The organism is Aestuariivirga sp., assembly GCF_046093005.1.
GTDB lineage: Bacteria > Pseudomonadota > Alphaproteobacteria > Rhizobiales > Aestuariivirgaceae > Aestuariivirga.
On record NZ_JBJTER010000026.1, the window covers coordinates 1 to 15,083 of the forward strand.

The window sequence follows — 15,083 nt, forward strand, 5'->3', positions numbered from 1 at the left end:
GACGAGGCTGTGGAGGCCCCTCTCTCGACCCGGCCATCATCACGAGCGCTGCTGCCGAAGAGGATGCCACGGTCGCGCCGCGGCATGACGAGTTTGTAGAGGTCTCCCCCTTCCCGCTGGCGAAGCACATCGCGGAAGGTGGCGCTGCGCCCGCCGGACAACAGCTCTTACTTACTGTAAGCAAGCCATCCTCACCTTCGCGCCGCGCGCCAGTCCCACGGCATGTCGAAGGTTCCGGCCCACAGCCCGCGGCGGTTTGCGCGGGCCTCATCCTCGTCAGCGATGTAATCGTTTCCATATTTCCGAAATGCAACCGCCCAGCCTTCCCGCACCATCCAGCCATTGAGGTTGACGCCATCCTTGAAGCAGGTGGCGATGATCCGGTCATAGCGGTCGCGGCCCATCGGCTCGCAGCGCACCGTGCCGCGGCCGATCCGGTCGGCCAGCGCGAAGGCGGCCTTCTGGCCGCAGCGGTAGGGCTTCCCGTTGTGGTTGAGGCAACGCTGGCCGCTCTCCGGCGCGTCGATGGCATTGAGCCGGATGCGCTGGCCGCGCATCTCGAGCGTGTCACCGTCGATAACGATTGCAGTACCGGTCAGCGGCAGGTTGCCGGACGCCGCAACCGGCACCACAAGAACCGCACCGAAAATGGCAACGAACCGCAACTTTTCGCATGCTTTTCTCAACATGATTCCGCTAGTCTGACGGACGTCCGGCGCGATGACAACCACGCCGGCAAAGGGGCTGGCAACATGGCAAACGGCGTGACGCCGCAAGACCTCGCGACGGCGTTGCGCGTCCTCGCCATGGACGCCGTTGAGCATGCGGGGGCGGGACACCCCGGTATGCCGATGGGAATGGCGGACATTGCGGTGGCCCTGTGGCATGGTCACCTCCGCCACAATCCGGCCGATCCCTCCTGGCCGGACCGTGACCGGTTCGTGCTCAGTAACGGCCATGGCTCGCTATTGCTCTATAATCTCTTGCATCTTTCCGGTTACGGCGTGAGCATCGATGATCTCCGCAGCACCCGGCGGTTCGGCAGCCGCACGCCGGGGCATCCCGAATATGGCCTCACGCCGGGGGTCGAAACCACGACCGGACCGCTGGGACAAGGGCTCGCCAACGCGGTCGGCATGGCCCTCGCGGAACGTCTTCTGGCAACCGAATTCAATCGCCCCGGCCATGCCATCGTCGATCACTATACCTATGTTTTTGTTGGCGATGGCTGCCTCATGGAAGGTATTTCGCATGAGGTCTGCTCGCTCGCCGGAGCGCTGGGTCTCGGCAAGCTGATTATACTCTATGATGATAATGGAGTATCAATCGACGGCCCGGTCTCCGGCTGGTTCGCCGATGACACGCCGCGCCGCTTCGAAGCCTATGGCTGGCAGGTGTTCGGGGGTGTCGATGGCCATGACATCGCGGCGGTCAGCGCCGCCATCGCGGCCGCCAGACAGGAGGCCGCGCGGCCCAGCCTGATCTGTTGCAAGACTTTGATCGGAAAAGGTTCTGCGACCATGGCTGGCAGCAAGGACTGTCATGGCGCACCGCTGGGTGCGGCGGAAGTGGCGCGCAGCCGGGAAGCGCTGGGATGGCCGCATCCGCCCTTCGTCATCCCGCCCGGGATCGGCGCCGCATGGTCCGCCGCGGAGTCCGGAAAAGCATTGCAAGCCGATTGGACCCGACGCTTCGCGGCCTATGCGGCGGCGTTTCCGGCCGAGGCGGCGGAATTCCAGCGCCGCATGCGGGGCGATCTGCCGGCCGGTTTCCCGGCCATCGCCGCGCATCTGGTTCAGGCCATGGCGGCGGCGGCCAAGCCGTGGTCGGGCCGCCAGGCCAGCCAGGAAGCGGTCGCCAGGCTTGCCCCGCATCTTCCTGAATTGATTGGCGGATCGGCTGATCTCTCGGTCTCCACCATGGCGGTCTGGCCCGCCGCCAAACCGGTGAGCGCGGAAGGCGGCGGCAATTTTGTCTGCTATGGCGTGCGCGAATTCGGCATGGCCGCCATCATGAACGGCATGCTCTGCCATGGCGGTTTCCGGCCCTTTGCCGGAACCTATCTGGTGTTCTCGGATTATGCGCGCAACGCGCTGCGCATGGCGGCGCTGATGGGGCTCGGCGCCATCTATGTGCTGACCCATGATTCGATTGCAGTGGGCGGCGACGGGCCGACCCATCAGCCCGCCGAGCATCTGGCCGCGCTGCGGCTGATCCCCAACCTCGATCTGTGGCGGCCCTGCGATGGCGTGGAAACCGCGGTGGCCTGGAGCGTGGCGCTCGAACAGCGCACCACCCCCACCGTGCTGGCGCTGAGCCGCCAGGCGATGCCGGCGAAATCGCGCAACCCCGTGCAACTGCTGGAGATTCGGCGCGGCGGCTATGTGCTGAGCGCCGAGCAAGGGCGGCTCGCCGCCATCCTGATCGCCACTGGCTCGGAGGTCGATCTGGCGCTGGCCGCGCAAGCGGCGCTGCAAGAGCAGGGGCTCCATGTGCGGGTCGTGTCGATGCCGTCCACGCGCAGCTTTGACCAGCAGGATGCGGCCTGGAAACAGCAGGTCTTGCCGCCTGGCCCGCCGCGCCTCGCCATTGAGGCCGGCGTCTCCGATTACTGGCGCAAATATGTCGGGCTCGATGGCGATGTGCTCGGCGTCGACGGCTTCGGCCACTCCGCCCCGCCTGACGAGCTGTTCCGGCATTTTGGCTTGACCCTGGAAGCGGTTACCGCCGCGGTGCGGCGCCTGGCGGGCGTCTGACATCGCCGCGATCAACCGGTTGCCACGCCGTGATCGCGGTATTACACGGTAGAGCCTCATTTCCGAATTCTTCCAGCACAGCAGAAAGACAGGCCCACATGTTCAGACTTGACGAAAAGCTCGCCCGTATCCGCGCCGGAAAATACACCCGCGCCGATTTCATCATCGCCGACGCCAAGGACGGCGACATGGGCCCGAGCATGACCTCGACCGGGCCGAAGCGCGCCAGGGACGGGAGCTGGACACGCTATTACACCAGGACGGAATTCCTAAACAATATCAGGGCCATCATCGATCAGAATGTGGTCGACATCATGCTGGTTTCGGCCTCCAATCTCGAGGCGCTGAACGAGATGGGCGCGTTCCGCGGCAGCGCCGTGAAGCCGGCCATCCGGGCCAATGACACCACCGATATCTGGGTGATGCGCGGCGCCCAATATGCCAAGCAGCCGTCACGGCCGTTCCGGTCCGCCAGTCTCGCGCGGGTGTTGCACGGCGGCCTCGCCACGGCGGGCAGCACGCCGGTGACCGGCACCGACCTCGGGCTCTATTCCGTCACCTTCAACAATGACCTTGATCGCGATGTGGCCTCGCTGGAAGCCTTTGCGGAATTCCGCGAGGACGCCGCGCGCAATGGATTCAAATACTTCCTCGAAGTGTTCAACCCCAATGTGGCAACCGGCATCGACCCTGAGCAGCAGCCCTTCTACGTCAATGACTGCATCATGCGTTGCCTCGCCGGCGTGACCAAGGCTGACCGGCCGCAGTTCCTCAAGATCCCGTTCAACGGCCCGAAGGCGCTCGATGAGCTGGCGAGCTATGATCCGAGCGTCATCGTCGGCGTGCTGGGCGGTGGCGCCGGCACCACGCGCGATTGCTTCGAACTCCTTAACCAGGCTGAGAAATATGGCGCGCGGGTGGCCCTGTTCGGCCGCAAGATCAACCTCGCCGAAGACCCGCTGGCGATGGTCTCCTTCATGCGCGAAGTGGCGGGCGGCAACATCGCGCCCGCCGAGGCGGTGAAGGCCTATCACGCCAGCCTTGCCAAGAGCGGACTCAAGCCCTTGCGTGACCTGGCAGCCGACAATGAAATCACCGAAAAGGTTCTGAAAGAGGGCTGATCATGGCGGCGAGCGACCGGCGGGGTTTCGTCACCGGCGGCACCTGGTGCGTCGATTTCAACAAGATCGTCAGCCACTGGCCCAGGGAAGACGGCCTCGCCGAGTATCTGGGCGAGGAACGCGCCAATGGCGGGTCGGGCAGCAATTTCGCGCTCGACATGCGCCAGCTCGACCCCGCGATGCCGCTGGAAACCATCGCGCTCATCGGCGACGACGACGATGGCCGCTTTCTCCTTGATCTCGCTGACAAAGCCGGGATCGACCGGAGCCGGATGCAAGTGACGGCGGCGGCCCGCACGCACTACACCGACGCCTTCGTCTCGGAGCAAAGCCATCGCCGCACGCACATCTATTTCCGCGGCACCTCGGCCCTGCTGTCGCCCGATCATTTCGATTTCAGCACGGTCAGGGCCCGCATCCTGCATCTCGGCCTGCCGGGCGTGCACCGGGTGATGGACCAGCCCTGGGGCAGCGACGCCAATGGCTGGGTCAGCGTGCTCAGGAAAGCCCGCGCCGCTGGGATCGAAACCAACATGGAGCTGGCCAGCGTCGGCGCCGATGCGATCCGGCGCATCGTGACGCCCTGTCTTCCGCATCTCGACACGCTGGTGGTCAATGACGTCGAGATCGGCGCCATTTCCGGGCTTGCGACCTCAAGCGAGGGGGTGACCGACATCGCCGCCGCGACGCGGGCGGCGCAAATCGTGCTCGGCATGGGTGTGAGGCATCTCGTGGTGGTGCATTCGCCGGTGATCGCCATTGCGGTGACGCATGGCAAAACCCCGGTATTGCAAGGCTCTACCCTGATTCCGGCGCAGCTGATCGCCAGCGCCAACGGGGCCGGCGACGCCTTCGCGGCGGGCATGATGTTCGGCTGGCACGAGGGCTGGGAGGTGGGGCGCTGCCTCAAGCTCGCCCACGCCTCCGCCGCCTGCTCGCTGCGCGGACTCGCCACCACCGGCACCATCGAGCCCTGGCAGGACTGCCTGGCGCTCGCCGAAAGCTGGGGCTGGCGCGGCTAATTCCTACTAGAACTGTAGAGGTTTATATGGCGCACAACTTCCTGAGCAGGCTTACCGGGTCCTTCGCCATGCCGGCCGCCGAGAACCCCACGGTGGCGATGGTCGAGGCTGCCTACCGCCACCATGGCCTCGACATCCGCTACATCAACTGTGAAGTCCCCCCGGAGCGCCTGGGCGATGCCGTAAAGGGCGCCCGGGCGATGGGCTGGATTGGCTTTAACTGCTCGATTCCACACAAGGTTTCGGTGATCGGCCACCTCGACGGGCTGGGCGAATCCGCGGCGGTCATGGGAGCGGTCAATTGCGCCGTCCGCCGCGGTGACTCGTTCATTGGCGAGAACACCGATGGAAAGGGTTTTCTTCAATCTCTTCGGACGGTTACAGACCCGAAGGACAAGACCGTGGTGATGTTCGGCGCGGGCGGCGCCGCGCGTGCGATCGGCGTCGAGCTGGCATTCGCCGGTGCAAAACGCATCATCATCGTCAACCGCAGCGAGGCCCGCGGCCGGGCGCTGGTCGGCCTGTTGAACGCCAAAACCAAGATCGCCGCCGAATTGGTTTGTCGTACAGAGGCTTACCGGTTGCCTGACGAAGCCGAAATCGTGGTCAATGCCACCTCGATCGGGCTCTACCCGGACATCGAAGGCCGCATCAACCTCGATGCGGCGTGCCTCAGGCCGGGCCTCGTGGTGGCCGATGTCATTACCAATCCCCCGCGCTCACCGCTGATCCGCGACGCCGAGGCGCGCGGCTGTATCACGCTCGACGGCCTTGGAATGGTTGTGAATCAAGGGGTAATCGGCATCAAGTACTGGACCGGTATCGATGCCGACGCGGGCGTGATGCGCCGCGCCCTGGAGAATCTCTTCAAGGCCTGACTGGCCGGGCTCTTGTACCGAAACGGCGCGCCGCAACTCATTCATTGACAAGCCCGCGATTTTGGGGCGCTATGTTTCCGGCTCCCAAGGAGAGATTTTCCTTGGTGCGCCGCAACAAAAATATGCTCATTCAGCGTGCTCGAGTTCGGGCACGTTTTTTCCCAGGGAGGACCCACGTGAAATCCGTATTCAAAGCCGCTCTTCTCGGCGCCGCCGCGATCGCCGTGTTCGGCGCAGCGCCGTCCCAGGCCGCCGGCGTCGGCGCTTGCCTGATCACCAAGACCGAGACCAATCCGTTCTTCGTCAAGATGCGCGAAGGCGCCACCGCCAAAGCCGCTGAACTCGGTATCGAACTCAAGGCTTATGCCGGCAAGGACGACGGCGACAATGAAGGCCAGGTTGCGGCGATCGAGACCTGCATCGCCGACGGCGTAAAGGGCATCCTGATCACGCCTTCCGACACCAAGGCTATTGTGCCCTCGATCAAGAAGGCGCGGGACGCAGGCATTCTGGTGATCGCCCTCGACACGCCGCTCGAGCCCATCGACGCCGCAGACCAGACCATGGCGACGGACAATTTCCAGGCTGGCTTCCTGATCGGCGCCTACGCCAAGGCCAAGCTTGGCGAGGCCGCCAAGGATGCCAAGATTGGCTTCCTGAACATCAATCCCAAGCAGGTCACGGTCGACGTGCTGCGCAACCAGGGCTTTATGAAGGGCTTCGGCATCGACATCAAGGACGCGAACGTGATCGGCGACGAGGACGATCCGCGCATTGTCGGCCACGACTATACAAACGGCAACCCGGAAGGCGGCCGCAAGGCCATGGAGAATCTGCTCCAGATCAACCCTGACATCAATGTGATCCACACCATCAACGAGCCCGCCGCGGCCGGCGCCTATGAGGCGCTCAAGGCCGTCGGCAAAGATGGCCAGGTGCTGATCATGTCGGTTGACGGCGGCTGTCCGGGCGTCAAGGACGTGGCGGCCGGCATCATCGGCGGCACCTCGCAGCAGTACCCGCTGCTGATGGCCTCCATGGGCGTCGAGGCGATCAAGAAGTTCGCCGAGACCGGAGAGAAGCCGAAGGCGACCGAAGGAAAGAACTTCTTCGATACCGGCGTTCAGCTGATCACTGACAATCCGGTGGACGGCGTTCCCTCGATCGACACCAAAAAGGGCCTCGAACTCTGCTGGGGTTGATCCCGGCATTTCGATGGACCCATTTGACATGAAACGAGAGGGCGGTCCCTGTGGCCGCCCTCCTCATAGGCAAGACAAAAGCGGAGGCCTGAAGGGCGGCCGCGGGAGGGATGAAGCCAATGGCGGAAGCGCGGAATTTCGAGAACGTGCTTGATCAGAGCGACTCGGGAGTTGCGCATTTCCACGGAAATGACTCCGCCTTGCGGCGCTTCCAGCAGTTCCTGCACACCAGCCCGGCGGCGGTGCCGCTGATCGTTCTCATCATTTCGGTCGTGGTCTTCGGAATTCTGGTCGGGGGCAAGTTTCTCAATCCATTCACCCTGACGCTGATCTTGCAGCAAGTCGCCATCGTCGGCATTGTCGGCGCCGCGCAGACGCTCGTGATCCTCACCGCGGGCATCGATCTCTCGGTCGGCGCCACAATGGTGCTGTCGTCTGTGGTGATGGGACAATTCACGTTCCGCTACGGCATCCCCGTGGAGATTTCGATTCTGTGCGGCCTCGCCTGCGGAACTCTGTGCGGTCTCATCAATGGCTGGCTCATCGCCTATCAGAAATTGCCGCCGTTCATCGTTACGCTCGGCACATGGCAGGTTTTCAACGCGATCAAATACATCTATTCGCGCAACGAAACGATCCGCACTCAGGACATCGAAGCAGAAGCTCCGCTGCTGCAATTCTTCGGTACACAGATCAAGGGATTCGACGTTCTGGGCCTTCAGATAGGCTTCGGGGGAGCGGTCTTCACTTATGGCGTCGTCTTCATGGTGCTGCTGGTGCTCGTTCTCTGGTACATGCTGAATTTCACGGCCTGGGGCCGGCGGGTCTATGCGGTGGGCGACGATCCCGACGCCGCCGAACTCGCGGGGGTCCCCGTCAAGCGTATGCTTCTGACGGTCTACGGCCTCGCCGGACTGATCTGCGGGATCGCGGGTTGGGTCCTGATTGGCAGAATTGGGTCGGTTTCGCCGACGTCCGGTGAATTCGCAAACATCGAATCGATCACCGCCGTCGTGATTGGCGGCATCTCCCTTTTCGGCGGCCGCGGTTCGATCCTCGGCATGATTTTCGGCGCATTGATCGTTGGCGTCTTCTCGCTGGGCCTGCGCCTCTATGGCGCTGACGCGCAGTGGACCTATCTTTTGATCGGCGTGCTGATCATCGGCGCCGTCACCGTCGACCAGTGGATCAGAAAGGTTGCAGGCTGATGAGCGAGGCTCCCATTCTCACTGCGCGCGGTCTTGTCAAGCGTTATGGCCGCGTGACCGCTCTCGACAATGCCGATTTCGATCTCTACCGCAACGAAGTGCTGGGTGTGATCGGCGACAATGGCGCCGGCAAGTCGACGCTGATCAAGGCGATCTGCGGCGCCGTCATTCCCGACGAGGGCGAGATCAGGCTCGACGGTCAGACGCTGCATTTCAAGACGCCGATGGATGCGCGCCTCGCGGGCATCGAGACGGTCTACCAGAACCTCGCGCTGTCGCCTGCCCTGTCGATCTCGGACAACATGTTTCTTGGCCGCGAGATGCGCATGCCAGGCCCGCTGGGCAGCATTTTCCGCATGTTGGACCGCCGCACCATGGAAAAGCGGGCCCGCGAGAAGCTCTCCGAACTCGGCCTCATGACAATCCAGAACATCGGCCAGGCGGTGGAAACGCTGTCGGGCGGACAGCGCCAGGGCGTCGCGGTGGCCCGTGCCGCCGCGTTCGGCACCAAAGTGCTGATCATGGACGAGCCGACCGCGGCGCTGGGCGTCAAGGAGTCGCGGCGGGTTCTGGAACTCATCCTCGACGTGAAGCGGCGCGGTTTGCCGATCGTGCTCATCTCGCACAACATGCCGCATGTCTTCGAGGTGGCGGACCGGATCCACATCCACCGCCTGGGCAAGCGGCTTTGCACCATCAGCCCGAAGGATTTCACGATGTCTGACGCGGTGGCGTTCATGACGGGTGCAAAGACCCCGCCTGCGGAACTGCTGGCTGCCTGAGTTTGGTTTTATGTGGCCGATGTGGTGCCGGCGCCTGGCAGCGTGACCTTCTCCGGCGTCAGTAGCGCGATGGTGCCATTTCCGGCGGTGGCAACGGTATGAATAAAGAAATGCGTGGTGTCGGTATCGGTCGCGTCCATCACCGGTGACGGGGCTGACACGATGATGAGCCCGCCCGCCGTACCGATCCACTCGATGTGGCGGTGGCCATGCATGAGAATGGCGCGGCCGCCCAGCTTCTGCAGGCGGCGGACCACATAGCTGCCGTTGATCAGCGCCGTGCCGATGCGCTCGGACAGCGCTGTTGCGGGCTTTGGATATTCAACGACATGGTGATGCAAGGCGATGATCCATCCGGCGCGAGGATAATGCGCGGCCACGGACTCGACGGCCCGTGACTGGGCGAGCGACATCATGCCGAGCGCATTGGTGAAGGAGAAATGGGTGTCGGCGTTGGAATTCAGGATCATCAGGCCGAGCCCCTCTTCGCTGGTGGGCGGAACGATCATCGGAAACGCAAGGTCGGCGATATCAGCGAGTCGGAGCGAAAGCTTGAAGGAGCCCATGTCGGCAAAGGCGGCAATGTCCAGGTGGTGTGGTTCGAGGTAGCGCTTCAGTGACGGACCGAGCTTGCCGGTTGCCGGATCAAGGACCTGCGTGCGCGTTCCCTGCAGAGCATCAAGCGCCGACAGCATGCGGAGCTGGCGCAGCCGCTTCAGCGGGCTCGTGGGTAATTCAAGCCGCGCCGGATTTGCGCGATCGACAACGTTGAGATCATGATTGCCGGGAAGCCCAACGATCCGTTCTACCAGCTGCGGGTAGGGCGCCAGTGTGTCGAAGAAGGCAGCCCACTCGGTTGATAAGCCGGCGTCCGTCAGATCGCCCGAAATGAGTATGAGGTCGATCGGGTCACGCTCGTGGATTGTGGCAAGACGGGCCCAGACCTGCTCCAGGCGCTGATTGCCGCGGGGCCCCGCGCGGCCGCTCTCGATGCGGAAACCATAAGGGCCCGCCACCACGTGAATGTCGGAGAGATGCGCGATGCGCCAGCGCCGCGCGCCGCTGTCCACCGTGGCGAAATTGCGAAGATCGACAGGTGCGGCCATGCTTGCATCGGCGATGCCCCAGAGGAGCGAGGCCACGCTGAAATAGATAGCAAGGATTGCCACGGCATTGGCAATCACGGGACCGAGCAGTTGCAGGGGTGCGGCGAACTCGGCGAGGCTCGATGTCCAGCGCGTGTAGGGCCAGGCAAGGGTGGCAATCCACGCCGCAAACAGGCTGAGGATCACGGCCGACAGCAGCGAACATAGAGACCTGATGCGTCGAAGCTCCGCCGAATCGCTGCCCGGCTTGAAGATGCGCTCGGCGAGGTGCCGCAGCGCCTCACGGCCGACGACGTAGCCAGGCTGTATGCCGATCCCCTGTAGCGACCAGAAACTCGCCTCCATCGCCCGCATCGCCGGGCGCCCGCCAAACCAGATGGCGGCGGCGAGAATTGCGAGCGTGATGAGGGAGCCAAGTCCGGTGAGCAGCAGTTGCGCCTGGGTAGAGAACTTGCCGATCCACAACGATGCGAGGAGCGGCAGGAAACCGAGAGCGAGGCCGGGCAGGGCAATCAGCATAACCCAGGCAACCACCAGCTTGCCAAGCCCGATTTCTGCCAGCAGGCTGCCGCCGAGTGACAGCAGCGACCGCTGCTTGGTGCTCGAGGCGTCATCCTCGATGTCGCCGTTGCGCGGATCGAGCAGAGGTGTCATGCGGCTTGCCAAGCGGCGAAATCTATTCTCAACATGAACGCGTCCATCGTTTCAACCACCGAGGCGGGTTTCCATGAACGGTACGTCCCAGGGCAGTGGCCCGGAAACCGGGCTTTCAACCATAAGCGGTCTCCTGCTCGTCGGCATCACAATAATGGCCATGGCGGCGCTTGCCTGGGGCGAGATGGTATTCGCCCCCGCCGCCTTCGCCATTTTCATCGTCATGGTCGTCTGGCCGCTGCAGGCCTATCTCCAGACCCGCATGCCGCGCATGCTGGCGATATTGATCACGGTTCTCGTCACGCTACTCTGCGTGGGCGTCCTGCTGATGCTGTTCGTATGGGGCATGAGCGTGGTGGGCCAGTGGCTGGTCCGCAATGGGGGGCGCCTGCAGGGCATTTATGAGGTTGCCATCAACTGGCTGGAACTGCACGGCTTCGGTGTTGCCGGCCCGTTGGCCGAGACCTTCAACATGTCCTGGTTCATAAGGATCGTTCAGACCACGCTGGCGCGCCTCAATGGTATTCTTGGCTTTGCGGCCCTGGTCTTCGCATTCGCCGTTCTGGGCCTCCTCGAGGTTGAGAATCTGACCAAGCGGCTGGAGCGCGCCGGAAGCCGCTTCGGGGGCATCGACATCGTTGCGGCAGGCCGTGAGACGGCGGCGAATTTCGGAAAATACATGATGGTCCGCTCCATTGTCAGCGCGGTGACGGGCGCAGTGGTGTGGTTTGTCGCCTACATGGTGGGGCTCGAGTTTCCAGCCGCCTGGGCGGCCATTGCCTTTACCCTGAACTACATTCCCTTCATCGGCTCACTGGTGGCGACGCTGCTGCCAGCGGTTTTCGCGCTTCTCCAATTCGAATCCTTCCAGATCGCGCTTGTGGTCCTGGGCTGCCTCACCGTCATCCAGTTCATCATCGGCAGCTATCTTGAGCCGGTGATCACCGGGTCCACACTTTCGCTGTCGCCTTTTGCCGTGATGCTGGTAGTGTTCCTGTGGAGCCTGCTGTGGGGGCTCACGGGCGCCTTTATTGGTGTGCCGATCCTCATCGCCGTAATGACCGTCTGCCGCCAGCTGCCGTCGATGCGCTGGTTCACGGTCATGCTGTCGGGCGGTAAGGAATGAGGCATTGAACAGAGCTATTGCCAGGGCATGAGGCCATTGAAAGAGCCGGCTTGGCGCCTGCATCAGCTTCCAGCCGGTTTACATCCCTCTGTTAAGGGCAGTTGCCCATGGTTTGCTTTACTGCCGCGCTCAATCCACCCGCTGCAGGCGTTCGGCCTGTTGCAGAATCCAGCGCCGGACGGTGCCGACGCTTCGGCTTTTCGCGTGGCGGCTTTCCAGCAGATAGTAAGCCCAGGGCGACAGCGGCCGCGTCTGCAGCGGTTCAACGAGCTGCTTCCGCTCCAGATACGGGCTGGCAAGCGCCCGCGGTGCAACGGTGATGCCGGCCCCGCGCGCCGCATATTCAAGCGCCATGTGCATCATGTTGACGGCCACCGGCATGTGAAGCCGGGTCTCGCTGAAGCCTAGCGCGTCCAGCATGCACTGCCAGTAATCCTCGCGGCCCAGGAGCCGGATCGCCCGCGCATTGGCAAGTGCTGCCGCCAGCTGTTGCTTGCCGGGCACCTTGAAATGACCAGGAGCGCAGACCAGCATGAGCCGGTCCTCCCACAACTGCACCGCGCCCGGCGGCGCCTCGCCCACCCGGCAGTGCGAAATGGTGATGTCTGACAGCCGCTCGCTCAAATCCTCCCAGATCGTGCCATGCACCGTGACGATGATGCCGGGATGCTGGCGCGAAAACATGGTGAGGCAATCGGCGAGCCAGGACTGCGCGAGGCTCGCCGGGCACGAGACCACCACCGCCTCGTTGAGCCGCGAGGTCATCACGGCGCGCGCCGCATTGTCGATCTGCTTCAGCGCCTGGCGGAGCGTGGGCAGGAAGGCCTCGCCCACCTCGGTGAGGCGGATGCCCCGGGTTTCACGGTGGAACAGGTCCTGGCCGATCCATTGCTCCAGCGCCCGGATATGGCCGCTGATCGCCGCCTGGGTATAGCCCAGCTCGCGCGCCGCCTCGGTGAAGCTCAAATGGCGGGCGGCCGATTCGAAGGAGCGGACGAAGTTGAGCGGCGGAAGGGCTTTCATGGGGCCAGTCCATAACTTTTCCGGGACCTTGCTCTCAAGAGAAACGTGGGTGGCTTGACAATTGGCGGCGATTGGCGCGCCATTGGCCCGGAACGGAGGTTGCCGGCGCCATGATCAGACTGACCCAGGACCACATCGACCAATATGACCGGGACGGCTTCGTCATCATCCATGGGATTCTGACGCCGGCGCAGGTGGAGGCCGCGCGGGCGCGCTTCGAGCCGATGTTTTCGGGGCAGTTCGAGACCGGCCTCTATCCCGACGAGTGGAACTGGCGCAAAGGCCGCGACCGGGACGACCTGACGCGCCAGATCTGCAATGGCTGGAAATCCGACCGCACCATCGCGTCAATCGTGCTCGACAGCGACGTGGGCGAGGCCTGCGCCAGGCTCAGGCGCTGGCCCGGCGCGCGCATCGGCCAGGACAATGTGATCTGGAAGCCACCCGGCACCAAGCCGCTCGGCTTTCACCAGGACGATTCCTACAACAAGTGGCTGATCCCCGGCGAGATGAACACCTGCTGGATCACGCTGGACGATACCAGGGCCTATCAGGGCACCATCGAATATGTGCGCGGCTCGCACAAATGGCCGGTGGCGCCGCCGATCAAGCAGTTCCACGCGCCAGACGACCCGCTGGCCGACCTCTACCCGGCGGCGGCGGCGGCGGGCGTCAAGGACCCCGACATCGTGCCGATCGAGATTCCGGCGGGCAGCTGCGTCATCCACCACGGCCAGACCTGGCACGGCTCGCGCGACAACAAGGGCGCCAATCCCCGCCGCTCGGTGATCGCCCATTGCATTTCAGCGGCGGCCAGCTTCCACCCGGAAAACATCAGCTACATCTATTCGCGCTACAGGAAGGCGGGAACGACGGAGATGGACGAGAGCTTCTTCCCGGTGCTGTGGCGTGAAGACGGCTACCGCACGCCATGGCTCGATTCATACATCGCCGGCGGGTCAGCCTAGTGTCCTCAACCAGAAATCCGGGCGATCAATTCGTGGTCTCATGAACTGGGGTTCTTGGACAGAACCTCGCGATCGAGGCTAGGCTTTGGTCTGCTGAGTTGATCCAGCTGAACGGCCTTGGTTTCGCGTTGCGGGCGTTGATGAAGGCTGCGTTGTCCGCCTTGCGCGCGGCCACGCTTTCGTGAATGCCGCGCCTGATATTCCTTTCGGTGATGAAGGCGAAGAAACGTGCCGCCTGGTTGAGCCATGATGCGCTGGCGGGCGTGAGGCACACATGCCAGCGCGGCCTCCTGGCCAGCCAGTTACGGATCAGCCGTGTCTTGTGGGTCGCATGGTTGCCCGTCACCAGATGGACAACGAGATCATCGGGCGCATTGGCTTTGATTTCGCTGGGGAAGGCCCGGATTTCCGTGGCGCTTGTCATCGTGGCTGCGCCGTGCCGCCTGTCCTGGGCGCATCGGCAACATCGGCAGGCATGTCGAAAGCGCTGTCACTCGATCTCAGGGTCCGGGTCCTGGCCGCCGTGGAGGCCGGGGCAACACATCGCGAAGCTGGCGAACGCTTTGGGGTCAGCCCGGCGAGCGTCAGCCGGTGGCGGGCGAGAAAACGGGAAGAAGGCGAACCTCGCCCCAAAGCCCTGGGTGGCGATCGCCGGTCAGGCCGCATCGAAGCGCACCATGATGCCGTTCTGGCGGCGCTTGGTCCTGCCCAGGACGCCACCATCGAGGAGGTGCGTCATGCGCTGGCCCGTCAGGGCCTCGCCTTTGGCTTCGGAACCATTCAGCGGTTCTTCGCACGTCACGGCATCACGCGCAAAAAAAGACAGCCCATGCCGCCGAGCAGGACCGTCCCGGCATTCCGAGGCGCCGCAGGGACTGGTTCGAGGGGCAACCCGATCTGGCGCCAGAGCGCCTCGTGTTCATCGACGAGACCTGGGCGTCCACCAATATGGCGCGCCGCCACGGCCGGCGCGCGAGAGGCGAGCGGCGCAGGGTTGGCGTGCCCCATGGCCATTGGACAACGACAACCTTCATCGGTGCGCTGACCCCGCGAGGTTTCATCGCGCCCTTCGTGCTCGACGGCCCTATCAACCGTGAGGCCTTCGCAAAGCTCAGGGCACTCCTGCGCAAGGCGGCACAGCGCACCGCCGAAGGCCTCCGGAGCGCCATCGGTGACATGCTGCCAGTCTTCAAGCCTCGGGAATGCCAAAACTGCTTCGCCGCAGCAGGCTACGATG

At 63.7% G+C, this 15,083-nt stretch carries 13 protein-coding genes and 1 pseudogene; 10 read left to right on the forward strand and 4 right to left on the reverse strand.

Annotation, left to right across the window (positions count from 1 at the left end):
• Nucleotides 1-191: 191 nt before the first annotated feature.
• Complete coding sequence (locus tag ACKOED_RS01565) at nucleotides 192-665, reverse strand: thermonuclease family protein (RefSeq protein WP_408914816.1); 474 nt, start codon at nucleotides 663-665, stop codon at nucleotides 192-194.
• A gap of 87 nt (nucleotides 666-752) precedes the next feature.
• On the opposite strand from ACKOED_RS01565, the gene tkt reads away from it, so the two are divergent.
• The 7 genes from tkt (at nucleotide 753) to ACKOED_RS01600 (ending at nucleotide 8,969) form a co-directional block, all read left to right on the forward strand.
• On the forward strand, nucleotides 753-2,756 hold the full coding sequence (gene tkt, locus ACKOED_RS01570; protein ID WP_408914817.1) for a transketolase: 2,004 nt from the start codon (nucleotides 753-755) through the stop codon (nucleotides 2,754-2,756).
• A 98-nt stretch (nucleotides 2,757-2,854) separates the two neighbouring features.
• The gene (locus ACKOED_RS01575) at nucleotides 2,855-3,877 is read left to right on the forward strand and encodes a hypothetical protein (RefSeq protein ID WP_408914818.1); all 1,023 of its coding nucleotides are present in this window, start codon (nucleotides 2,855-2,857) and stop codon (nucleotides 3,875-3,877) included.
• A gap of 2 nt (nucleotides 3,878-3,879) precedes the next feature.
• Nucleotides 3,880-4,899 carry a carbohydrate kinase family protein gene (locus tag ACKOED_RS01580; protein ID WP_408914819.1) on the forward strand — a complete coding sequence of 340 codons (1,020 nt, stop codon included), beginning with the start codon at nucleotides 3,880-3,882 and terminating at the stop codon, nucleotides 4,897-4,899.
• A gap of 26 nt (nucleotides 4,900-4,925) precedes the next feature.
• Nucleotides 4,926-5,777: a shikimate dehydrogenase gene (gene aroE, locus ACKOED_RS01585; RefSeq protein ID WP_408914820.1), complete on the forward strand. Its 852-nt coding sequence runs from the start codon at nucleotides 4,926-4,928 to the stop codon at nucleotides 5,775-5,777.
• A 176-nt stretch (nucleotides 5,778-5,953) separates the two neighbouring features.
• Nucleotides 5,954-6,979 (forward strand): sugar ABC transporter substrate-binding protein, encoded by a 1,026-nt coding sequence (locus ACKOED_RS01590; protein WP_408914821.1) that lies wholly within the window; start codon nucleotides 5,954-5,956, stop codon nucleotides 6,977-6,979.
• A gap of 119 nt (nucleotides 6,980-7,098) precedes the next feature.
• On the forward strand, nucleotides 7,099-8,187 hold the full coding sequence (locus tag ACKOED_RS01595) for an ABC transporter permease (protein WP_408914822.1): 1,089 nt from the start codon (nucleotides 7,099-7,101) through the stop codon (nucleotides 8,185-8,187).
• A complete protein-coding gene (locus ACKOED_RS01600; protein WP_408914823.1) occupies nucleotides 8,187-8,969 on the forward strand; it encodes an ATP-binding cassette domain-containing protein in 783 nt (260 codons plus the stop codon). Before ACKOED_RS01595 ends, ACKOED_RS01600 begins: the two co-directional genes overlap by 1 nt.
• A gap of 8 nt (nucleotides 8,970-8,977) precedes the next feature.
• Here the strand turns inward: ACKOED_RS01600 and ACKOED_RS01605 are convergent, their stop codons facing one another.
• Nucleotides 8,978-10,729, reverse strand: coding sequence for a metallophosphoesterase family protein (locus ACKOED_RS01605; protein WP_408914824.1), 1,752 nt, complete (start codon nucleotides 10,727-10,729; stop codon nucleotides 8,978-8,980).
• 73 nt (nucleotides 10,730-10,802) lie between these two features.
• Here ACKOED_RS01605 and ACKOED_RS01610 point away from each other — a divergent pair, with 73 nt between their 5' ends.
• Entirely contained in the window at nucleotides 10,803-11,855 is a 1,053-nt protein-coding gene (locus tag ACKOED_RS01610) for an AI-2E family transporter (protein WP_408914825.1), read from the forward strand.
• 129 nt (nucleotides 11,856-11,984) lie between these two features.
• On the opposite strand, the gene ACKOED_RS01615 is transcribed toward ACKOED_RS01610, so the two are convergent.
• Nucleotides 11,985-12,878, reverse strand: a complete 894-nt coding sequence (locus tag ACKOED_RS01615; protein WP_408914826.1) for a LysR substrate-binding domain-containing protein — start codon at nucleotides 12,876-12,878, stop codon at nucleotides 11,985-11,987.
• A gap of 110 nt (nucleotides 12,879-12,988) precedes the next feature.
• Between ACKOED_RS01615 and ACKOED_RS01620 the strand changes: the two genes are divergently transcribed.
• Nucleotides 12,989-13,846: a phytanoyl-CoA dioxygenase family protein gene (locus ACKOED_RS01620; RefSeq protein ID WP_408914827.1), complete on the forward strand. Its 858-nt coding sequence runs from the start codon at nucleotides 12,989-12,991 to the stop codon at nucleotides 13,844-13,846.
• A 25-nt stretch (nucleotides 13,847-13,871) separates the two neighbouring features.
• Here the strand turns inward: ACKOED_RS01620 and ACKOED_RS01625 are convergent, their stop codons facing one another.
• A complete protein-coding gene (locus tag ACKOED_RS01625) occupies nucleotides 13,872-14,270 on the reverse strand; it encodes a hypothetical protein (protein ID WP_408914828.1) in 399 nt (132 codons plus the stop codon).
• 51 nt (nucleotides 14,271-14,321) lie between these two features.
• Here ACKOED_RS01625 and ACKOED_RS01630 point away from each other — a divergent pair.
• A pseudogene (locus ACKOED_RS01630) lies at nucleotides 14,322-15,083 on the forward strand (IS630 family transposase); the annotation flags it as partial.